Below are 22,016 nucleotides of genomic sequence, written 5' to 3' on the forward strand. Positions count from 1 at the left end.
GAATAATGAACAGTGTCGTTATACAAGAACCAGGAAAACTGGTGATCGAGCAACGTGCCTTGCCGGTACCTGCCGCCGGTGAGGTACGAGTTCGGGTCAGTTACGCAGGGATTTGCGGTTCGGATGTGCACATTTATCACGGGCATAATCCGTTCGCAAAATACCCACGGGTGATCGGCCATGAGTTCTTCGGGCACATCGACAGCGTCGGAGAAGGCGTAGACACCTCGCGTATCGGCGAGCGCGTGGTTGTTGATCCGGTGGTCAGCTGCGGCCATTGTTATCCCTGCTCCATTGGCCGCCCGAACGTGTGCGCCGAGTTGCAGGTGATCGGCGTCCACCGTGACGGGGGGTTCAGTGATTATGCCTGCGCACCGGCGAAAAATGCCTACGTGGTGCCTGCGGCCATTCCGGACAAACTCGCCAGCATGGTCGAACCCTTTACTATCGCGGCCAATATCACCGCCTTTCTCAAACCGACACCGCAGGATACCGCGCTGGTGTACGGTGCCGGTCCGATGGGGCTGACGGTGATTCAGGTACTGAAAGGCGTCTACGGCGTGCAGAAAGTGATTGTCACCGATCGCATTGAAGAACGTCTTCAGATGGCACAGGAAAGCGGCGCGGACTGGACCATCAACAATGCAGAACGCAGCGTAGCCGACGTGCTGGCCGCAGAAGGTGTGCGCCCGACGCTTATCGTGGATGCCGCCTGCCATCCGGCGATCTTGCAGGAAGCCATTCTGCTGGCGTCTCCGGCAGCACGCATCGGCATGATGGGTTTCTCCGGCGAACCGAGTTCGGTGACGCAGCAAAGTATTACCAGCAAAGAGATTTCGTTGTTCTCTTCACGCCTGAACAGCCACCGGTTCCCGCAGGTGATTGAATGGATTGAGCAAGGGAAAATCGCGCCCGAAAAGCTGGTGACGCACTGGATGCCTGCCAGCGAAGTCGAAGCCGCGCTGACGCTGTTTGAGAAAGATCAGCGTTCGTGCTGCAAGGTTCTGCTGGCATTCTGATCACGGAGATATCTGACGATTTGGCTTTAACGGGAGGAGAATTCAATCCTCCCGTCTGTTGTACCTCATATTCTACTTATAAAAACGTAACACTATTAAAACAACACTACGTGGAGCATCTATGTTTAAGAATCTACGCTGGATAATCGTATTCCTGCTGTTTATGGTTTACATGATCAATTATCTCGACCGCGTTGCGCTATCGATCACGGTCCCGATGATAGAAAAAGAACTGGCCATCAATCCTGAACAGTTCGGCATGATATTTGGCAGCTTCTTCTTTGGTTACGCGATATTTAACTTCCTCGGCGGTCTGGCTGTCGATAAATTTGGCCCGACCATCGTGATGGGGTTAGCCGTGGGGTTATGGTCACTATTTTGTGGCATGACCGCTATCGCCACCGGCTTTTATTCCATGCTTATTCTGCGGGTATTATTTGGCATGGCCGAAGGCCCGATCTGTGCCTCAGCAAATAAGATGATCAACGGCTGGTTCCCGAAGAAAAAGGCGGCGACCGCCATGGGTCTGCTCAGCGCCGGTTCGCCGCTCGGCGGCGCTGTGGCCGGGCCTATTGTCGGGTATCTGGCAATCTCCTTTGGCTGGCGTCCGGCGTTTATGGTCATTGCCGCGATTGGTATTGTGTGGATGGTGATCTGGTTCTTTACGGTGGCCGATAATCCGCTGAAAAGTAAGCGCGTGTCCCAGGAAGAATTACGTTTAATTGATGCAATGAAGAATGAAAATATCAGCGAAGAGGAAGATCTGGCACAGGCTGCGCATGGGCTGGGGTATTATTTAAAACAACCGATTATTCTGGTCACTGCCTTTGCATTCTTCTGCTACAACTATATTTTGTTCTTCTTCCTCAGCTGGTTCCCGGCTTATCTGGTGCAGGCGCATGGCCTGAATATTAAAGAGATGAGCCTGACAACGGTTATTCCGTGGATTGTCGGCTTCGTCGGACTGGCACTGGGCGGTTATATTTCAGATAAGATCTTCAATATTACTGGCCGCTTATTGCTGTCGCGTAAAATTATATTGGTGGTCAGCCTGTTAGCCGCTGCCATCTGCGTCGCACTCGCCGGTATCGTCACCAGCGTGGTGCCTGCGGTAGTGCTGATGTCGGTGTCTATTTTCTTCCTGTATACCACCGGGGCAATTTACTGGGCGATTATTCAGGACGTGGTACACAAATCCCGCGTCGGCGGCACCAGCGGATTCATCCATCTGGTCGGCAGCATCTCCGGCATCATCGGGCCCGTAGTCACCGGATTTATTGTCCAGAATACCGGTCGTTTTGACAGCGCCTTTATTCTCGCAGGCGGCGTCGCCGCGCTGGGGGCAATTCTGGTGTTCTTCGTGATCAAACCGCCTAAACAGTCCGCCGAGACAACACTCTCTCACAGCTAAATCAGTAAAAGGTTATTCAAAACCCGGCCACCAGCGCCGGGTTTATTTTTTGGAGACCGGTTCAGCCTTTTCTACACTTCATCAATCCACACCCGCATCTCCCCTTCCCCACGGTTCGCCCAGGCAAAATACGGCACAAAGGTCATGGTTTGCGGCAAAGTTGCTTCCTCTGGCGGATTGTAGCGGTACAACGGCTGCTGCCCGGCCTGTACCGACGGGCGTCGCTCGCCCTGCGTTTGCAGCAATGTTTTACCCGCGAACAGTCCGCTGCCTGAAATCAGGCGGAACGGCGCATCGTGCGGCAAACGAATGTTATGCAGTTCACTGCCGTTATCCGCCTGTTCCAGGCAATACACCAGTGGCCCGCGCTGCACGGCGACTTTTCCGGCGACATGGCGCAGCAGTGCGTTACCTTTCACGCGGGTGACCGGCATCGGTAAGGTCATTTCAATGCGATCGCCTTTCTGCCATTCCCTGGTCAGACGCAAATACCCGCGCTGCGTCAGGCTGGTCAGTTCAAGCGGATGACCATTGATGTTGACCTGCGGGCTGGCGCACCAGTCAGGTAAACGCAGCGCCAGCGTGGCTTCCAGCGGTTCATCGGTATCGACGTCAATCGTTACGTTTTCAGCCCACGGATAGCCGCCGGATTGTTTCAGCCGCAGCGGTTTTCCGCCGATTTCCGTCTCCACATCGCTGCCGATATACAGATTGATATCCACACCGTCCGGGCGCCGGGTATAAATGTAATGGCCGAGTGACGCCAGCAGCCGCGCGATATTGGGCGGGCAGCAGGCGCAGCCGAACCAGCGCTGACGCACCGGTTTTACGTGATCATAAATATGGTTGAACGGGATACTTTTCGGGTGCACTTCCAGCGGATTCACATAGAAGAAATGTTTACCGTCGAGCGCCATACCGGCCAGCACGGTGTTGTAAAGCGCACGTTCCATCACGTCGCTGTAACGGCTATCGGCCTCCATCTGCAACATGCGGTTGGCAAACATCATCAGGCCAATCGAGGCACAGGTTTCGGTATAGGCGGTGTCATTGGGTAAATCGTAATCCGATGAAAACGCTTCGCCGCTGCTTTGCGAACCAATCGCCCCGGTGATGTACATCTGCTTTTGCGTCATGTTTTCCCATAAGCGCTGACAGGTTTCGCGTTTTTCCTGATCCTGACTCAGCCTCGCCAGGTGCGCGACACCGGCGTACAGATAAACGAATCGCACTGCATGGCCGACCGCCGTGGTCTGTAGTGCTATCGGTAAATGCGCCTGCGTGTAGGCTTTATCCTTAACCATCCACGCCGGGCCGTAGTTGTTCCAGTGCGATGTTTTGCCGCGTTTTTCATATTCGATATCGTAAAAATGCGGTTGCGCCCCGCGCTGCTCAACGAAATACCGTGTCAGTTCGAGATAACGGGTTTCGGCGGTTTGTTCATACAAACGCATCAGCGCCAGTTCAATTTCAGGGTGACCAGGGTAGCCGTGTAATTGCTTTTCGCCCGGCCCGAAGACATCGGCAATGTGATCAGCCAGTTTGCAGACGATCTCCAGCAAACGGGTTTTGCCCGTAGCCTGCGCATAAGCCACACCGGCTTCGATCAGATGTCCGGCGCAGTAAAGCTCGTGACATTCCGCCAGATTGGTCCAGCGGTGTTGCGGCTCTTTGACGGTGAAATAGGTGTTGAGATACCCGTCGGGCTGCTGCACCGCGCCGACCAGTTCGATCACCTGATCGGCGGTTTCCTCCAGCGCCGGGTCCGGCGTTTTCGCCAGCAAATAACCCACCGCTTCCAGCCATTTGGCGACGTCGCTGTCCTGAAAAACCATGCCGTAAAACTCACCGTCACTTTGCCCGGCGGCAATGCGGAAGTTTTCTATCGCGTGGCTCGGTTCGGCATCGGCAACCTCATCATTGAGCGCCTTCCACTGATACGGCACCACCACATCTTTCACCAGACGCTGATACTCCCGCCAGAACGCGTCGGAGACATTCACCTTGTGCAAAGGCACTTCTAAAGATTCAACCGGAGAAAAAGACATACAACCTCCTGAACAGTTATCAACATTAAACGTTTGCCGCCAGCTCGCGGGACATGCGGGTCAGCAATGTGTTATTGAGCTTGCAGAACATCAGCGTTCCGGCCAGCAGTAAATGCATCGCCGCGGGCAACAGCGTTTCCAGCAGCGTGATCCCGCCAAGGGATGCCGCGGTCTGGTGCCCGGCACCGGCCTGATAAGACACCCAAATAAAGACCAGACTGATGATCCCGGCGCTGGAGGCCCAGGCCAGTTTGATAAAGAAAAGATTGAAGGCGAAGTTCATGCCGGAAGAGCGGATACCGTTTTTCCAGTGTCCGTAGTCATCGGCAAACGCCATGATGGAAAAGTGCAGCGGCAGCGTGAAGCCGAGGATCACACAATGTACGAAGATAATGCCAAGCCACAGCGTCTGGAATTGTTCACCCACCGGCACAAACCACAACAGCAGGGAAAACACCGCCAGCACCAGATTGGTGATCAGGTAGAGACGCACGCTGTCGATAAATTTGGTCAGCTGATTGACGATGATCGCGCCGAGAATTGACGCCAGCGTCACCATACCGAAGAAAATCGACGCGTACCCTGCGCCGCCTTTCAGCACGTAGGTGATGAAATACATATAGCCACCACCACGCAGGTTGAACACGTTGATCAGCAGGAATGACATGAGGAGAACCAGCAGCAACTGATCGTTTTTCAGCATTCCGCGGATGTGCTCTTTAATGCTGAACTGCCCCAGCAGCGCCAGCGGCAGACGCTCGCGAACCGTGAAGAAGCACCACAGGAACATCACCACCGCCACCGCGCACAGCAAGCCGACGCCCTGCTGATACCCCCGCGCAGCATCACCTTTGCCGAAGAGTTGCACCAGCCACGGCAGCCCGACGGAAACCATAAATCCGGCCACACCGCACAAAACAAAGCGCCATGACTGGCAGGAAATCACCTCCCGGTGATCGGTGGTCATGGTGTTAATCAGCGCGCAATACGGCACGTTGATGGCCGTGTATGACACCGAAAGCAGGAAGTAAGTGAAGAAGGCGTACGCGATTTTGGCATCACCGCTCAGGCCGGGCACCGTGAAGGTGAGAAAACCGACTACGCCAATCGGCAGCGCTATCCACAACTGCCATGGACGAAAGCGCCCCCAGCGGCTTTGGGTGCGGTCAGCCAGAATGCCCATCAGCGGATCGGAAATCGCATCAATCACCCGCAGGGAAATAAACAATGTGCCGACAATCGCCGGTGTCAGCCCGAAGACATCGGTATAAAAGAAGGTCAGAAAACTGGTGATCAGACAGGTTATTATCGTGCCACCGGCGTCACCTAATCCGTAGCCGATTTTCTCGCTGACGGAGAGTTTAGCGTTAACAGAAATTATTTTCCCCTCAACGCTTACCGGCGCAGAACCGGTATTAGCTGAATCTGTTGGCATTATTTTTCCTCGCTTTTATATCGTTATTTATAAGCTGTAGGAACACAACGAATAAGGCTTATTTTTCGCATCAGCCCTGAGATGAAATAAGGTACGCCATAAATCTGGCATAGAGATTTCTTGCCAACAAGAGGAGGATAAAGTAGTTAAACGGGACAATTCCGACTCACGAACAGAATCTGTGAAGCAGATCAAAACCTCATTACGCCCGGCGGGTAGCGCGTGTTTCTTGTGCTACTGTCAGTCTACACCTGCCTGATGAGCGCCTGAAAATGCCTGAAATGCTTGCGTTTCCCGTTAATTACCCGGTAAAAGTGCAAAACGGCGGTCTGTTTATTTCACGGGGGATTGGCACACATCCGACCCGACGCCTGAGTTCTCACGAGTTAATTTATATTGTGCGGGGTTCGCTGTCTTTGCAGGAAGAAAATAACCGTTTTGATTTACACGCAGGCGAAAGTTTATTGTTATTTCCAGGGCGTGAACATAAAGGGATCTCAACATTCGATCCCGATTTAAAATTTTACTGGCTGCATTTCGATATTGTGAAAGATAGCGCAATAATGAAAATACAACCAAACAGTCCCTCTTTACAGCTGAATATTCCACAGCACTGTAAAGTCAGAGACAGCGAAACCCTGTTAACGCTGTTCAGATTATTTTTATATGAACAGGAACGCGGGGGTAACTCTCTCGAGCTGTTTCTGATATTGCTGTTACAGGAAGTCTCGCGTGCCTGGCCGGAAAATGTCGAACCGGGCGGCCCCGGCGTGGCGCTGGCTTATAAAGCCCGCCAGCTCATCACGACACAGTTTCACCTGCCGCTGGGGGCTTCGGAACTGGCGGAACGGCTGCACTGCAACGCGGATTATCTCGGACGGGTTTTCCGCCTGACTTTCCAGATGACGCTGACCGAAGCATTGCATAAACAACGTGTTGCCGCCGCAGAGAAACTGTTGCTGGCGAATACCGGCAATGTGGCGGATGTGGCCCGCCTCACCGGGTTTAATGACGTGGCGTATTTTCGACGAGTGTTTCGCAAACTGCTGGGGATCACGCCAGCGGCGTATAAAAAGCTCTATTGCCGTGAGCACATTAATTCGGATTAGCTTTGATGAAATAAGCCAAATATCTGTGAAAACCTTGCGCTAACAATCTCAAAATCCTGAGAAAACTCATGTTAGTATTATGGACTCCCGATTCTGAAGACAACTTTTGCCCATGACAGACGCCTTTGAATTTCTCAGCAATGTACCGGTTAATCAGCAGATTTACCGTACCTTGCGTCAGGACATCGTCACCTGCGCCATTGCGCCGGGGGCATTCCTGTCGGAGAAAGAGATTTCCGCACGCTTTAACGTGTCCCGCCAGCCGGTGCGCGAAGCCTTTATCAAACTGGCGGAAGCCGGACTGGTGCAGGTACTGCCACAGCGCGGCACCTATGTGATGAAAATTTCCTCCAAGCGGGTGGCTGACGGCCGTTTCATTCGTGAAGCCGTCGAAACCGCCGTGGTGCGCCGTGCGGCGATGGTCGCCACCGGGAAAGATCTGGCATTGCTGGAACACAATCTTGAACGCCAGACGCTGGCCGCCAAAAGCCAGCAAACGCAGGAATTCCTGCTGCTTGACGATGATTTCCACCGCACCATCGCGCAAATCATTGACTGCCGTCTGGCGTGGGAAACCGTCGAACACATCAAAGCCACCATGGATCGCGTGCGGTTCCTGACGCTCAGTAAAGTCTCCCCGCCGGAGAATCTGATTGCACAGCATTATGCGATTTTCGATGGTCTGAAAGCACATGACCCGGATGCTGCAGAAAAAGCCATCCGCATTCATTTGCAGGAAATGATTTCCACTATCACGCCCATTGCCGAACAGAACAGTGACTGGTTTGATGCCGAGTGAGTTTGTCTTCCCGCGTGGTAAAGCTGCACGCCCTGACCCGCTGTCTGCCGCGTTCAATTTTTGCGGGTTAGCGCCAAAATCTGTATGACAACTTAGTGTAAGCTGTAAACCACATCAATATCGTGGATACCCTTATGCCAGCCGCAGCCTCCCTGAAAAAAAGCTATTACAGTGCCGAACAGTCACTCTCGCTCGCCCAGCTGGATGAAGAAAAGATCAGCCAGATTGCACGCGATCTGGACGTGGCCGAAAGCGAGAAAGAGCATTATCTCACCGGCTGGATGGGCCAGAACAGTGTGGTGCTGGTAAGAAATTATCAGGATAAACGTGGCACCGCGAACGGCCTGGTGATGTCGCGGGGTAACCGTTACAAACTGACCGTGCAGGCCATCACTTTTCGCATTCCCAAGGTGCTGCTTTGGGTGACTTTCCGCCGCACGCCGCGCACCATGACCGTCATTGCCTATAACAAACTGGGCGAACAGGCGACCGGCCTGCAACAGTTTATGCATGTGCAGGATCCTGAGCTGAAAGAGCGCCTCGAAAACGACTGGCGCGAGCTGAATGATTATCTTGGTATGGCCTGCTGGCAGATGGACAATAACCGCCCGTTATGGCGTCAACTGCATGAAGAGATCACCCCGCAGGCACTGTGGTTGCTGGCAGATTCATCGTGGTTCAGCGGCAAAAAACTGCAAAAAGATGGCGAACTGGAAGGCTTGTGGCTGCATGAGCAGTTTATTGGCCGACGCAGCGGCGAACACGCGGCGCTGGTTCTTTCATGGAAAGATGAAGAGAATCAGGACATCGCCAGTTATCTGTATGAGCGAATTTCTGTCAGCCAGATCCGGGTGATGCTGCGCCCGCGTAAAGACGAGAAATTCTATCCGCTCAATCCGTTTGATGCCGTGCATTTACAGCGGGCGCTGATGATGTTTCATCAGGCAGAACAGGCACTGGAAAAATCGCAGCGCAGCGCCTGACTGCCCTTCACTCTCGCCTTACCACCAGCGATGAAAATGATGCACCGGCCCGATGCCCTGCCCGACATCCAGCGAGTCGGCCTGTATCAGCGCCTGTTGCAGATAGGCTTTGGCTTCGCGCACAGTGTCTGCCCAGCCGCTGTGGCGCGGGCGCAGTGCCGCCAGGGCGGCTGACAACGTACAGCCGGTGCCATGTGTATGGCGGGTGTTCACCCTCGGCGCAGTGAAACGCTCACGCGTATCCCGCATAAATAACCAGTCCGGACTCTCTTCGTCGCTAAGATGCCCTCCTTTCATCAACACCGCGCCACACCCCATCGCCAGTAAAGCTTCGCCCTGCTCACGCATTTCCGCTTCACTGGTGGCGATGGCGCATTCAAGCAACGCTGCTGCTTCGGGCAGGTTTGGGGTGATGATCGACACCTGAGGCAAAAGCAGCCGCCGCAACGCCTCGACCGCTTCCGGCTGCAATAAAGGATCGCCACTTTTCGCCAGCATCACAGTATCGAGCACCACGAACGGCGGCTGATAATGGCCAAGCCGCTCCGCCACCGTTTCCACAATCTGACTGTTTGCCAGCATGCCAATTTTAGCGGTGTCGATACGCACATCGCTGAGGACGGAATCAAGCTGCGCCGCCACAAACTCCGGTGCGATGTAACAGACCGACTGAACGCCACGGGTATTTTGCGCCACCAGCGCCGTGATCACGCTGGTGCCATAAGCGGCGAGGGCGGAGAAAGTTTTTAAATCCGCCTGAATGCCCGCACCGCCGCTCGGGTCAGTTCCGGCAATGGTCAGCGCATTAATGCGTTTCATGACAGCCCTCCCCGTTCAGCCATGTTTCATTCAATAAATACAGATTATCGAGGAACGCTGGCGTAAAGCTGCCGGGCCCGCGGGCTGTCGCACAAGCCCGTTCACCGGCACATGACATGACGCGACACGCCGCCGCGACGTTGTCCAGCCGGTCGCCCGGTAATGCCGAAAATGCCGCCACCACGGCAGATAATGCACAGCCGGTACCGACCACGCGGGTCATCATCGGATGCCCGCCCGGCACAGCCCAATGGCGTTTGCCGTCGGTGATGTAATCCGTTTCGCCGGTCACAGCCACTATCGCCCCGGTTTGCTGCGCCAGTTGCTGTGCGGCAGGCAGAGCGGAAAGCGAATCGTCGCCGCTGTCAACGCCGCGGCCTGACGCGCTCAGGCCACTGAGGGCACGGATTTCAGACGCATTGCCACGAATGGCGGCGGGTTTTAACGGAAGAATATTGAGGCAAAATTCGGTTCGCAAGCTCAGGCCACCGACCGCGACGGGATCTAACACCCAGGGTTTCCCGGCCTGATTGGCGGCATGAATCGCCGCCAGCATCGCGTTAGCGTGGGGATGTGTGAGCGTGCCGACGTTCACCAGTAAGGCATCGGCAATGGCGCTGAACTGCGCCGCTTCATCGGGATCGACCACCATCGCCGGAGAGGCACCCAGCGCCAGCAGGACATTGGCAGTAAAAGATTGCACCACATCGTTGGTCAGGCAATGGACCAGCGGTGAGGCATGGCGGAGTTGATGTAAAGAACCGGCGGCAGTAGCACCGGGAAATACGGAAGGTCGGACGTTCATAAGTCTCCCAACCGGCTTTCAGGAAGGCGGCATCGGGAGAGATACCTGACTTCCCTACGCTGGCATAATCCAGATCAGGTAATACGGGTAAAATCTCAGCCGTTCTTTTGCAAGCGCGGCACCCCGAGTCAAGGGAGCATTATTGGTGTGGACGGCGGGAAGATCAATCAGCAATTGATACAAAAAAGCCCTGTCCATTGACAGGGCTGATGAAACAACCGCAATTTACAGCGTAGCCGGCACGTCGCCAGTCGTGCCTTCGCTGCGCGCCTGCCACAACGTTATCCAGCGCAGAACTGATGCCACCATAATCACCGCGCCGAGGGCGACCATGATGATTGAGATGGTGCCGTTGAACAGGTTGAAACCTTTGGCCGCAGAATTGAAATACACATGTGCGACCATCCAGTACGCCGCATAGTTGACCGTGACATAGAGATAAGCCAGCGGGATCAGGCAGGTCAGCATGTAGCGGCGTTTGTCCGCCAGACGCAAGATAATGGTCGCGCCAATCATCAGGCCAATTGAGGCCATCAGCTGGTTTGAAACGCCAAACAGCGCCCAAACGGAGTTGATGTCGCCCGAGTTAAGAAGGTATCCCCACAGCAGGCAGGCGACGATGCTGCACGCCACTGCGCCCGGCCACCAGTCAGTACGTTTGAGCGGCGCCCACAGATCGCCGAAGAAATCCTGTAACAGATAGCGCGCCACGCGGGTTCCGGAATCCACGGCCGTCAGGATAAATACCGCCTCGAACATCACCACAAACTGGAAGAAGTACGAAGACAAATGGCTGAACCACGGGATGCGAGTAAAGATATCCGCCATGCCGACCGCCAGCGTCACCGCCCCGCCGGTACGGCCACTGAGATCCAGACCAATTTCCTGGCTGAGTGTCGGCAGATTCACCACCTGCATCCCCAGACCGGCAAAAACCTCGGGCGCCGAGTTGATCGCAAAGTAATCCGCCGGGTGCAGCGCGGTCGCGGCAATCAGCGCCATCACGCCGACCACGCATTCCGCTAACATCGCACCAAAACCGACCGGTAAGATGTCGCTCCATTTATCGATTTGCTTCGGCGTCGTGCCGGAACCGATAAATGCGTGGAAGCCGGAGATCGCGCCACAGGCGATAGTGATTGAGATAAACGGCCAGACCGGCCCGGCCAGCACAGGGCCGCCACCGTGGATAAACGGCGTGATCGCCGGAAACTGGATCTCAGGGTTAATGAACACCACCCCGACGATGAGCGCCCCGAACACGCCGATTTTCATGAAGCTGGAGAGATAACCGCGCGGTGTCAGCAACATCCACACCGGCAATGCGGTCGCGAAGAATGCATAGACCGGCAACACCAGGCTGACCGTCGAAGCACGCAGGCTCAGCCATTCCCCAAACGCCGATGCCTGAATGTACGGCCCGATCACCACGCAGGCCATGATGGCAATAATCCCCACCCACGAAGCGGCTTTCATACTGCCGGTCAGACGTTCCCACAGGCCAACGCAAATCGCCACCGGGATGGTCATGAAGACGGCAAACGTCCCCCACGGATTACGCTCAAGAGCGTGGACAACCACCATCGACAAACCGGCCATGGTGATAGTGATGATGAACAACATCGCGAGCCCCGTGCACCAGCCTGCCACCGGGCCAAGCTCTCGCTTAGCGACCTCGGATAACGATTTCCCTCTGTGTTTCATGGAGGCAAACAGCACGACGGTATCATGCACCGCGCCGCCGACCACACAGCCGATCAGCAGCCATAACATGCCGGGCAGATAACCGTATTGCGCGGCCAGCACCGGGCCGACCAGTGGCCCCGCCGCCGCGATGGCCGCGAAGTGGCTGCCAAAGTTCACCCATTTTTTGGTCGGGACGTAGTCTTTCCCGTCTTCCAGTAAATGCGACGGTGTGACCTGAGCATCATCGGCTTTCAGCACTTTACGGACGAAAAACACCCCGTAAAGCCGGTAACAGATTGTCAGAATACACAAAGTCGCGATGACAAAAGTCAGTGCGTGTTGCATCTTGTTGTTCTCCGGATAAGGAATAATCCGGCGCAACGTAACAAAGTGCCGATGAAAGCGCTCCGGCTGTTGGCGTGAGTGGCGTAATAGCGATTTAAACGGTTAAAACGCCGGGGTTACAGGCCCAGCCGGGACTTCAGGGCTTTCAGGTAGCGACGACTGACCGGCACCCGTACCTCATTTTTCATCACAAGCTCTGCCAGCCCGCAGTCATCAAAACGGATTTCGCGCAGATGCTGCATATTGATCAAATACTGCCGGTGGCAACGCAGCAACGGCGTGCGACTTTCCAGCGTGCGCAGCGTCAGCTCTGTAAAGCATTCACTGCCGTCGGCGCGGTTCACGAATACGCCGCTGACCCGTGAGCTGACAAAAATCACCTCATCTGTGGAGAGCAGATAAATACGGTTCTGCCCGCAGCAGGGGATCAGGGCCAGATCCGGTTCCCCCGCCATCAGCGCACTGACATTTTGCGCAGGAAGATGCTGTCGCAGGCGATGAAGGGTTTTCTCCAGCCGTGACGCCTGAACCGGTTTGAGCAGATAATCGAACGCATTCTCTTCGAACGCCTGCAGCGCATACTCATCGTATGCGGTGAGAAAGACGATATGAGGCATGCGCTCGGGGTCGATCATACCGACCAGTTCCAGACCGCTGATGCGCGGCATGTGTATATCCAGAAACACCACGTCAGGTCGCAGCCGGTTGATCGCGCCAAGGGCTTCCACCGCATTTTCACATTCGCCAGCCACGATGACGTCAGCGACCGGCTGCAACAGCACACACAGGTTTTCACGCGCCAGCGGCTCGTCATCAACAATCAATATTTTCAGCATGTCGGCTCCTGGCTGGCAAACGTAAAATGACGCGGGTGAACCGTTCCGGCTCGCATTCAACCTGTAACCCGAACTCGTCGCCGTAGCGCCCGCGCAGACGGCGATCGACCAGACTCATCCCAAGCCCGTTACCGTTCGCCGACGGCGCATACAGCCCGGCGTTATCTTCCACGGTGAGCACCAGACACTCTCCCTGCCCGATGGCAGAAAGACGAAGCTGCCCGATACCAAGCAACTGCGATGTCCCGTGTTTGATGGCGTTTTCCACCAGCGGTTGCAGGGTAAAAGCGGGTAAACAGAGCTGTTGCAGCGCCTCGGGAAAATCAAAGGTGACATTCAGACGGTCGCTGAACCGCGCTCGTTCGATATGCAGATAGGCTTGCACATGCTCGATTTCGTCGGCCAGCGTCACCACTTCCTGCGGGCGTTTGAGGTTTTTACGAAAAAACGTAGAAAGATGCTGAACCAGTTCACTGGCCTGTTGGCTGTCGCGACGGATCACCGCCACCAGGGTATTCAGCGCGTTAAACAGAAAGTGAGGATTCACCTGCGCGTGCAGCAGTTTAATTTCCGACTGGATCAGCAACTGTTTGTGCCGTTCGTACTGTCCGGCGAGGATCTGCGCCGACAGCAGGCTGGCGATGCCTTCGCCCAACGTACGGTTGATCGAACTGAACAGCCGGTTGCGCGCTTCATACAGTTTGATCGTGCCGATCACTTCCTGATTTTCACCGCGCAGCGGGATCACCAGCGTCGAGCCCAGCTTACACGACGGGCTTTGCGAGCACTGATAGGCCACCTCATTGCCGTCTGCATAAACCACTTCATTATGTTCGATGGCGCGGTGCGAATGTTCGGACAATATCGGCGATCCCGGCAAATGGTGATCGTCGCCGATCCCGACAAACGCCAGCAGTTTCTCACGATCGGTAATCGCCACCGCGCCGATATCCAGCTCCTGATAAATGATCTGCGCCACCCGTGCGGTATTCTCCTGGTTAAACCCCTGACGCAGCACGCCTTCGGTACACGCGGCGATATTAAGCGCGCGGGCGCTGAACGCCGTGGTGTAACGTTCAAACATCGCCCGCCGGTCGAGCAGAATGCGCATAAACATGGCCGCGCCGATGGTATTGGTCACCATCATCGGCGTGGCAATGCTTTTGACCAGCCGCAGCGCTTCGTCAAAAGGACGCGCAACCATCAAAATGATCGCCATTTGCAGCACTTCAGCAAACAGCGTGACGCCCGCGACAGTCAGCGGATTAAACAGCCGGTCAATACGTCCCCGCCGCATCAGCACACGATGCACTATGCCGCCGAGCAATCCCTCGATAACCGTCGAAATCATGCAACTCAGCGCTGTCATGCCCCCCAGCGAATACCGGTGTAACCCGCCCGTCAGACCGACCAGAACACCGACGACCGGCCCGCCGAGTAAACCGCCCAGCACCGCGCCGATAGCCCGGGTATTGGCGATAGAATCCTGAATATGCAGACCAAAATAAGTGCCCATAACGCAGAACATCGAGAACATGAAATAACACAGCAATTTGTGCGGAAGCCGCACGGTGACGTGCATCAGCGGGATAAACAGAGGGGTTTTGCTGAGTAAATACGCAATGACTAAATAGACGCACATTTGCTGCAACAGCAACAAAACCAAATTGAACTCATACATAGTCGCTGGCAGTATCGTTAAGTGAGTTGCGTACCATACGCACAAATAACCCCACAGTCTTTGAGGAGTCTCACTCTTTGGTATCACCACTTCACATCCGGGCTTACGAAGAAGCCGATCGTCCTTTTTTACGCACGCTGTATCTGGCCGCACGCAAAGATACCTGGACGTGGCTGACAGAGGTTGACTACAAGCTGGAAGATTTTGACCGTGCGGTGATCGGCGAGACGATACTTGTCGCGGAGCGCGATGGGCATTTACTCGGGTTTGCCTCGATTTTTACCCAGGAAAACTTTCTGCATAACCTGTTTATCGACCCGCAATTTCAGGGGACCGGCGCCGGCAGCGCCTTACTGCGTGCCGCTGAAAAAACCTTTACCCGCACCGGTTCGCTGAAATGTTTGGTAAAGAGTCAAAAATCGGTCGCATTTTATTTATCAAAAGGCTGGGACATCGTCGCCACGGGGGATAGCCCTAAAGGCGAGTACTATCTCTTTCATTCACCAAATAAATGAGACGAGCGTGATCAATCATGCGCCCCTCTCACAAATATCAATACTCTGTTCTTCATCAATTTTTCTTTGTTGTTAAGAGGTTAAATTCCCCAGCGGTGCTATACATACTTTGTCTTCCTTAAAAATTTCGAGGGTTCGAATGAAAAAAATAAAGCTGCTGCAGATTGCTCTTGTGACCGGTACGATGTTTTTAGCGGGCTGTACAAGCCATGTTACGCAGACTGAAAAATTCTCAGGCTTCCTGGGGGATTATTCGGGCCTCAAGGAAGTGAAAACCGCCTCAGGAAATCCGGTTCTGCGCTGGATCGATCCTTCGTTTAAGAAAGAGAATTACTCCTACATTAAATACGAACCGATTAAATTCTATCCTGAGCCTCAGCCTACTGAGCAAATCAGCAAAGAGACACTTCAGGGGGCTCTGGATTATGCCAACAGCCGCATGAAAACTGCGCTGTCTGAACGTCTGCCGCTGACCGATCACGCGGGGCCACGTACTTTGATCTTCAAAGGTGCCATTACCGGTGTGAATACTTCGGCTGAAGGTTTGCAGTTCTATGAAGTTATTCCGGTGGCGCTGGTGATTGCAGGTACCGAAACGGCGACCGGCCATCGTACCCGTGATACCGAAGTGTACTTTGAAGGCGAGCTGATCGATGCCAGCACCGGTAAAGCGGTGATAAAAGTTGTTCGTAAAGGATTCGGCAAACAGGTTTCCAACGATAAACAAAAAGTGACGGCAAACGATCTGAAAAGCGTCGTCGACAGCATGGCGAACGACACCCGGTTGTTCAACGAATAACGCCCACATGTGGCATGACAACAAGGCGGCCTGAGGGCTGCCTTTTTTGTTTTATTTTTTTCGACTTTCACTTTTGATATCAAATAGTGATATCATCAAAATTTGGCGGCAATCACTTTCGAAGGATCGATAAATTATGAAGATGCTAAATGCCGCACACCTGAAAACGTTACATCTTATTTTTGCCTTACCCACCCCCTCAACGCTCGAATGGCGAAAAATAGAGGTTTTATTTATCGCTTTGGGTGCCAAAGTCAGTGAAGGCAAAGGTTCGCGGGTACGCTTTGAAATTAATCAGGTTGTTGCTTCATTTCACCGGCCACACCCGGAAAAAGAAGCGAAAATTTATCAGGTACGGGATGCCAGAACATTTCTTGAAGCGACAGGAGTAAAACCATGAGTACCATGACCTATCAGGGATATGCAGCCAGGATAGAATATAGCGACGAGGATCAGTGTCTGATCGGGCACATCGCGGGTATTCAGGACGTAATAGGTTTCCATGCAGATAACGTCTCAGACCTCAGGGCTGTTTTTGAAGAAGCCGTTGACGACTATCTCAGTTATTGTGCTGAGCAAGGTCGCGCTCCTCAACGTCCCGCAAGCGGTAAAATCAGCCTGAGGATTCAGCCTGAAGTCCATGCTGCTATCAATATTGCAGCAGAGATCTCCGGTAAAAGTGTCAATCAATGGATTAACGATATGTTGATTCAGGCAGTTCACGGTTAAAAAAATGTACCCGGAATGAGGCAGCCCGTTGGTTGCCTCATTTCAAATTGATTGCGCGATAATTTTCCGCGCACTCAATCTCCTGGCACCCATGCCGCAGTTCCGCCGTTATCCGCGCCTGACGCTCAACTCAGACACCGCGCCAGAGAAGAATGGGGTTGCGGCGCACAGAAAATTAAACTCTGAGAGGATTTCACACATAAAAAAACGCCAGCGGATCTTGCGATCGCACTGGCGTTTTTACGGGTTTCAGGCTTCAGCTTTTGCTAAAACTTATTCCCACTCAATCGTCGCTGGTGGTTTACCCGAGATGTCGTAAACAACGCGGGAAATGCCGTCAACTTCGTTGATGATGCGGTTGGAGCAGCGGCCGAGGAAATCGTACGGCAGGTGCGCCCAGTGCGCGGTCATGAAGTCGATGGTTTCCACTGCGCGCAGGGAAACGACCCAGTCGTATTTACGGCCATCGCCCATCACGCCAACGGAGCGGACTGGCAGGAAGACGGTGAAGGCCTGGCTGACTTTGTTGTACAGATCGGCTTTGTGCAGTTCTTCAATGAAGATAGCATCGGCGCGGCGCAACAGGTCGCAGTACTCTTTCTTCACTTCGCCCAGCACGCGAACGCCCAGACCTGGCCCCGGGAACGGGTGACGGAAAAGCATGTCGTATGGCAGGCCGAGTTCCAGACCGATTTTACGCACTTCGTCTTTGAACAGCTCTTTCAGCGGCTCAACCAGACCCAGTTTCATTTCTTTTGGCAGACCGCCCACGTTGTGGTGGGATTTGATCACGTGCGCTTTGCCGGTGGCAGAGGCCGCAGATTCGATCACGTCAGGGTAGATCGTGCCCTGCGCCAGCCATTTCACCGCATCCTGCTTGCAGGCTTCTTCATCGAACACTTCAACAAAGACGCGGCCAATGATTTTACGTTTGGCTTCAGGTTCATCAACGCCTGCCAGCGCAGACAGGAAACGCTCTTCGGCAGCGACGTGAACGATGTTCAGGCCGAAACGGTCGCCGAACATTTCCAGAACCTGATCGGCTTCGTTAAGACGCAGCAGGCCGTTATCCACAAATACGCAGGTCAGACGGTCGCCAATCGCGCGGTGCAGCAGCATCGCGGTCACAGAGGAATCAACGCCGCCGGACAGGCCGAGGATCACGTGGTCGTCGCCAATCTGCACGCGCAGACGCTCAACCGCGTCTTCGATGATTTTCGCTGGCGTCCACAGGGCTTCGCACTCGCAGATGTCCATGATGAAACGTTCCAGCATACGCAGGCCCTGACGGGTGTGCGTCACTTCCGGGTGGAACTGCACACCGTAGAAGCGTTTTTCTTCGTTCGCCATAATGGCAAACGGGCAAGTCTCGGTGCTGGCAACGGTCACGAAACCGGACGGGATGGCCGTCACTTTGTCGCCGTGGCTCATCCAGACGTCGAGCAGCGGTTTGTTGTTCTCGCTCAGGGCGTCCTGAATGTCGCGGATTAACGCGCTTTCAGTCTGAACTTCAACCTGCGCGTAACCAAATTCGCGCTCGTTAGAGCCTTCAACATGGCCGCCTAACTGCATTGCCATGGTTTGCATGCCGTAGCAGACGCCCAGAACCGGCACACCGGCTTCGAAGACGTAATCAGGGGCGCGCGGGCTGTCATGCTCGGTGGTACTTTCCGGGCCGCCGGACAGGATGATCCCGTTCGGGTTGAATTCGCGGATTTGGGCTTCGGTTACGTCCCAGGCCCAGAGTTCGCAATAGACACCCAGTTCACGCACGCGGCGCGCAACAAGTTGGGTGTACTGGGAGCCGAAATCGAGGATCAGGATACGGTGCTTGTGAATATTTTCGCTCATGAGGGGGCGTTTTCCAGAAAGCAATAAAAGCGTTAAAACAACAGGTTAAATTTTCTGACAATCTTAAAAGCAGACAGCGAGCCTTAAGCTCGCTGTCTTTCGGGTCAGGAACCCATGCGGTAGTTCGGTGACTCTTTGGTAATGGTCACGTCATGTACGTGGCTTTCCTGGATCCCTGCACCGCTGATGCGGACAAACTCAGCCTTGGTGCGCAGGTCGTCGATGGTAGCACAACCGGTCAGCCCCATACAGGAGCGCAGACCGCCCATTTGCTGGTGGATGATTTCTTTCAGACGGCCTTTATAGGCCACGCGACCTTCGATACCTTCCGGTACCAGTTTGTCAGCGGCGTTGTCCGTCTGGAAGTAACGGTCAGAGGAGCCTTTGGACATCGCGCCCAGAGAACCCATACCACGGTAAGATTTGTATGAACGGCCCTGATACAGCTCGATTTCGCCCGGCGATTCTTCGGTCCCTGCCAGCATCCCGCCAACCATCACGCAGCTTGCGCCAGCCGCGATAGCTTTAGCGATGTCGCCGGAGAAGCGGATACCGCCGTCAGCGATAACCGGAATGCCTGTGCCTTCCAGCGCTTCAACCGCGTCAGAAACGGCGGTGATTTGCGGAACACCCACGCCGGTCACGATACGGGTAGTACAGATGGAGCCAGGACCGATACCGACTTTCACCGCGCTCACGCCCGCTTTCGCCAGTGCCAGAGCACCTGCGCCAGTTGCGACGTTACCGCCAATGATTTGCAGATCCGGGTATTTAGCACGGGTTGCGCGGATACGTTCCAGAACGCCTTCGGAGTGGCCGTGAGAGGAGTCAATCAGCAGAACGTCAACACCGGCGGCGACCAGCGCATCGATACGCTCTTCGTTGCCCGCACCTGCGCCAACCGCAGCACCGACGCGCAGGCTGCCCTGCTCATCTTTACAGGCGTTCGGTTTACGTTCGGCTTTCTGGAAGTCTTTTACGGTGATCATACCGAGCAGATGGAATTGCGCGTCAACCACCAGCGCTTTCTCTACGCGTTTTTCGTGCATTTTTTGCAGCACGACTTCGCGGGCTTCGCCTTCTTTGACGGTGACCAGACGCTCTTTCGGCGTCATGACTGCCGTGACAGGCTGTTCCAGATCGGTCACGAAGCGCACGTCACGACCGGTAATAATACCGACCAGTTCGTTTTCTTCCGTCACGACCGGATAACCGGCAAAACCGTTAATTTCAGTGAGTGCTTTAACCTGACGCAGAGTGGTCGAAGGTGTGACGGTTCTAGGGTCAGCAACAACGCCGCTTTCATGCTTCTTCACGCGACGGACTTCTTCCGCCTGACGCTCAATAGACATGTTCTTGTGGATGAATCCGAGGCCGCCTTCCTGCGCCAGAGCAATCGCCAGATTCGCTTCAGTCACGGTATCCATGGCTGCGGACAGCATAGGGATATTCAGACGGATTTTAGCGGTCAGTTGAGTACCGAGATCGGCAGTATTGGGCAGAACTGTGGAGTGGGCTGGAACAAGGAGAACGTCGTCGAACGTTAGTGCTTCTTTTGCGATACGTAGCATGGGCAATATCTCACCAAGGTGGATGCGGAAAAGATAAAATATTGCAGCGGGAGTATACAGGTGAGTAGGCATTCCGACCAGAACTATTTCAAAAACTTCTTGATTACCTTTTGCGGGCATGTAGTATCGTTCGATTAAGTCTCTGTTTTTGAATTTGATCTGGATCACATGTCACTACCTTCTTCGCCTCCTATTTTTACCGTAAGCCGCCTGAATCAGACGGTCCGACAGTTGCTGGAAAACGAAATGGGTCAGGTCTGGCTCTCCGGTGAGATTTCAAACTTCTCTCAGCCGTCCTCCGGCCACTGGTATTTCACGCTCAAAGATGACCGCGCTCAGGTCAAATGCGCGATGTTTCGCAACACCAATCGCCGCACGACGTTCCGCCCGCAAAACGGTCAGCAGGTTCTGGTCCGCGCGACCATAACCTTGTACGAACCGCGCGGCGATTATCAGCTGATTGCCGAAAGTATGCAGGAAGCCGGTGACGGCCTGTTGCAGCAGAAATTCGATCTGCTGAAACAGCAACTGGCCGCCGAAGGTCTGTTTGATGCGCAGTTTAAACAGCCGCTGCCCTCACCTGCCAAATGCGTCGGTGTGATCACGTCCGCCAGCGGTGCTGCGCTGCATGACGTCTTAAATGTCTTAAAGCGTCGTGACCCGTCATTACCCGTCATTATCTATCCGACCTCCGTTCAGGGCGTGGATGCGCCGGGGCAAATCGTCCGTGCCATTCAGCTGGCGAATGCCCGTGAAGAAGTGGATGTCCTGATTGTCGGGCGCGGCGGCGGTTCGCTGGAAGATTTGTGGAGCTTTAATGATGAGCGTGTGGCACGGGCGATTTTCGCCAGCCGCATTCCGATCGTCAGCGCCGTCGGCCACGAAACAGACGTCACCATTGCCGATTTTGTCGCTGATTTACGCGCGCCGACGCCGTCTGCCGCCGCCGAACTGATCAGCCGCAATCAGCTGGAATTGCTGCGTCAGATCCAGTCACAGCAGCAGCGCCTTGAAATGGCGATGGATTATTATCTCGCGCAGCTCACTCAGCGTTTCACGCGTCTGAATCATCGCCTGCAACAACAGCATCCGCATTTACGTCTGGCGCGCCAGCAAACGGCGCTGTTCAAACTGCGCCGTCGTCTTGATGAAGCCATGCAAAACCAGCTGCGCCAGATGCTGCGCCGCACCGACCGTTTACAGCAACGCCTGACGCAGCAACAGCCGCAACCGCGTATTCACCGCGCCCAGCAACGGGTCCAGCAATTACAGTACCGCTTGCAGCAGGCGATGTCCGCGCAACTGGGCGAACATCGCGAGCGCTTCGGCAAGGCCTGTGCACAACTGGAGGGCGTCAGCCCGCTGGCAACGCTGGCGCGCGGTTATAGCGTGACCACCACGCCACAAGGCGCGTTACTCAAGAAAACCACCCAGACCGCACCGGGCGATACGCTAAAAACACGTCTGGCCGATGGCTGGATTGAAAGTGAAGTGAAATCGATTGTGGTAGAGAAGAAGGCGCGGAAACGGGCGGTTAAATAAACGTGGGTTTTAACACCTCCTCCCCTTTTCAGA

At 54.6% G+C, this 22,016-nt stretch carries 19 protein-coding genes and 1 riboswitch; of the genes, 10 read left to right on the plus strand and 9 right to left on the minus strand.

The features are described 5' to 3' along the window. Positions 1 to 5: 5 nt before the first annotated feature. Positions 6 to 1,019 (plus strand): Zn-dependent oxidoreductase, encoded by a 1,014-nt coding sequence (locus ACO0U8_RS12985; RefSeq protein ID WP_421670925.1) that lies wholly within the window; start codon positions 6 to 8, stop codon positions 1,017 to 1,019. A gap of 121 nt (positions 1,020 to 1,140) precedes the next feature. After that, positions 1,141 to 2,430 (plus strand): MFS transporter, encoded by a 1,290-nt coding sequence (locus ACO0U8_RS12990; RefSeq protein WP_056781197.1) that lies wholly within the window; start codon positions 1,141 to 1,143, stop codon positions 2,428 to 2,430. Between the two features lie 71 nt (positions 2,431 to 2,501). On the opposite strand, the gene ACO0U8_RS12995 is transcribed toward ACO0U8_RS12990, so the two are convergent. Continuing rightward, entirely contained in the window at positions 2,502 to 4,478 is a 1,977-nt protein-coding gene (locus ACO0U8_RS12995; RefSeq protein WP_421670926.1) for a glycoside hydrolase family 127 protein, read from the minus strand. 25 nt (positions 4,479 to 4,503) lie between these two features. After that, positions 4,504 to 5,913 (minus strand): MFS transporter, encoded by a 1,410-nt coding sequence (locus ACO0U8_RS13000; protein ID WP_421670927.1) that lies wholly within the window; start codon positions 5,911 to 5,913, stop codon positions 4,504 to 4,506. A gap of 281 nt (positions 5,914 to 6,194) precedes the next feature. Between ACO0U8_RS13000 and ACO0U8_RS13005 the strand changes: the two genes are divergently transcribed. The 3 genes from ACO0U8_RS13005 (at position 6,195) to ACO0U8_RS13015 (ending at position 8,804) form a co-directional block, all read left to right on the plus strand. Next, complete coding sequence (locus ACO0U8_RS13005; RefSeq protein ID WP_421670998.1) at positions 6,195 to 7,022, plus strand: helix-turn-helix domain-containing protein; 828 nt, start codon at positions 6,195 to 6,197, stop codon at positions 7,020 to 7,022. 112 nt (positions 7,023 to 7,134) lie between these two features. Next, positions 7,135 to 7,821, plus strand: coding sequence for a GntR family transcriptional regulator (locus ACO0U8_RS13010; RefSeq protein ID WP_421670928.1), 687 nt, complete (start codon positions 7,135 to 7,137; stop codon positions 7,819 to 7,821). 134 nt (positions 7,822 to 7,955) lie between these two features. Next, positions 7,956 to 8,804 carry a hypothetical protein gene (locus ACO0U8_RS13015; protein WP_414070609.1) on the plus strand — a complete coding sequence of 283 codons (849 nt, stop codon included), beginning with the start codon at positions 7,956 to 7,958 and terminating at the stop codon, positions 8,802 to 8,804. A gap of 18 nt (positions 8,805 to 8,822) precedes the next feature. Here ACO0U8_RS13015 and thiD read toward each other — a convergent pair whose 3' ends face one another. The 5 genes from thiD to ACO0U8_RS13040 form a co-directional block, all read right to left on the minus strand. Beyond that, complete coding sequence (gene thiD / locus ACO0U8_RS13020; protein ID WP_183847943.1) at positions 8,823 to 9,623, minus strand: bifunctional hydroxymethylpyrimidine kinase/phosphomethylpyrimidine kinase; 801 nt, start codon at positions 9,621 to 9,623, stop codon at positions 8,823 to 8,825. Continuing rightward, complete coding sequence (gene thiM, locus ACO0U8_RS13025) at positions 9,610 to 10,428, minus strand: hydroxyethylthiazole kinase (protein WP_421670929.1); 819 nt, start codon at positions 10,426 to 10,428, stop codon at positions 9,610 to 9,612. The genes thiD and thiM overlap by 14 nt, the downstream gene beginning before the upstream one ends. 34 nt (positions 10,429 to 10,462) lie before the next feature. Next, a riboswitch (TPP riboswitch) is annotated at positions 10,463 to 10,564 on the minus strand. A gap of 89 nt (positions 10,565 to 10,653) precedes the next feature. Next, positions 10,654 to 12,459 carry a carbon starvation protein A gene (locus tag ACO0U8_RS13030; protein ID WP_217204612.1) on the minus strand — a complete coding sequence of 602 codons (1,806 nt, stop codon included), beginning with the start codon at positions 12,457 to 12,459 and terminating at the stop codon, positions 10,654 to 10,656. 116 nt (positions 12,460 to 12,575) lie between these two features. Further along, a complete protein-coding gene (gene btsR / locus ACO0U8_RS13035; RefSeq protein ID WP_414070606.1) occupies positions 12,576 to 13,295 on the minus strand; it encodes a two-component system response regulator BtsR in 720 nt (239 codons plus the stop codon). Then, a complete protein-coding gene (locus ACO0U8_RS13040) occupies positions 13,273 to 14,976 on the minus strand; it encodes a LytS/YhcK type 5TM receptor domain-containing protein (protein ID WP_421670930.1) in 1,704 nt (567 codons plus the stop codon). Before ACO0U8_RS13040 ends, btsR begins: the two co-directional genes overlap by 23 nt. 77 nt (positions 14,977 to 15,053) lie before the next feature. On the opposite strand from ACO0U8_RS13040, the gene ACO0U8_RS13045 reads away from it, so the two are divergent. The 4 genes from ACO0U8_RS13045 (at position 15,054) to ACO0U8_RS13060 (ending at position 17,019) form a co-directional block, all read left to right on the plus strand. Next, positions 15,054 to 15,491, plus strand: a complete 438-nt coding sequence (locus ACO0U8_RS13045; RefSeq protein WP_183847949.1) for a GNAT family N-acetyltransferase — start codon at positions 15,054 to 15,056, stop codon at positions 15,489 to 15,491. Positions 15,492 to 15,630: 139 nt separating this feature from the next. After that, entirely contained in the window at positions 15,631 to 16,290 is a 660-nt protein-coding gene (locus ACO0U8_RS13050) for a DUF3313 domain-containing protein (RefSeq protein ID WP_122097422.1), read from the plus strand. 136 nt (positions 16,291 to 16,426) lie between these two features. Continuing rightward, entirely contained in the window at positions 16,427 to 16,690 is a 264-nt protein-coding gene (locus ACO0U8_RS13055; protein WP_122097421.1) for a type II toxin-antitoxin system HicA family toxin, read from the plus strand. Continuing rightward, the gene (locus ACO0U8_RS13060) at positions 16,687 to 17,019 is read left to right on the plus strand and encodes a type II toxin-antitoxin system HicB family antitoxin (RefSeq protein ID WP_122097420.1); all 333 of its coding nucleotides are present in this window, start codon (positions 16,687 to 16,689) and stop codon (positions 17,017 to 17,019) included. Before ACO0U8_RS13055 ends, ACO0U8_RS13060 begins: the two co-directional genes overlap by 4 nt. 273 nt (positions 17,020 to 17,292) lie before the next feature. On the opposite strand, the gene guaA is transcribed toward ACO0U8_RS13060, so the two are convergent. Then, positions 17,293 to 18,870 (minus strand): glutamine-hydrolyzing GMP synthase, encoded by a 1,578-nt coding sequence (gene guaA / locus ACO0U8_RS13065; RefSeq protein ID WP_056781247.1) that lies wholly within the window; start codon positions 18,868 to 18,870, stop codon positions 17,293 to 17,295. A 104-nt stretch (positions 18,871 to 18,974) separates the two neighbouring features. Next, positions 18,975 to 20,441 carry an IMP dehydrogenase gene (gene guaB / locus ACO0U8_RS13070; protein WP_421670931.1) on the minus strand — a complete coding sequence of 489 codons (1,467 nt, stop codon included), beginning with the start codon at positions 20,439 to 20,441 and terminating at the stop codon, positions 18,975 to 18,977. A 168-nt stretch (positions 20,442 to 20,609) separates the two neighbouring features. Here guaB and xseA point away from each other — a divergent pair, with 168 nt between their 5' ends. After that, positions 20,610 to 21,983 (plus strand): exodeoxyribonuclease VII large subunit, encoded by a 1,374-nt coding sequence (gene xseA / locus ACO0U8_RS13075; protein ID WP_421670932.1) that lies wholly within the window; start codon positions 20,610 to 20,612, stop codon positions 21,981 to 21,983. Positions 21,984 to 22,016: the final 33 nt, after the last annotated feature.

Source organism: Rahnella sp. EDr1-12, assembly GCF_049206505.1.
Lineage (GTDB): Bacteria > Pseudomonadota > Gammaproteobacteria > Enterobacterales > Enterobacteriaceae > Rahnella > Rahnella rivi.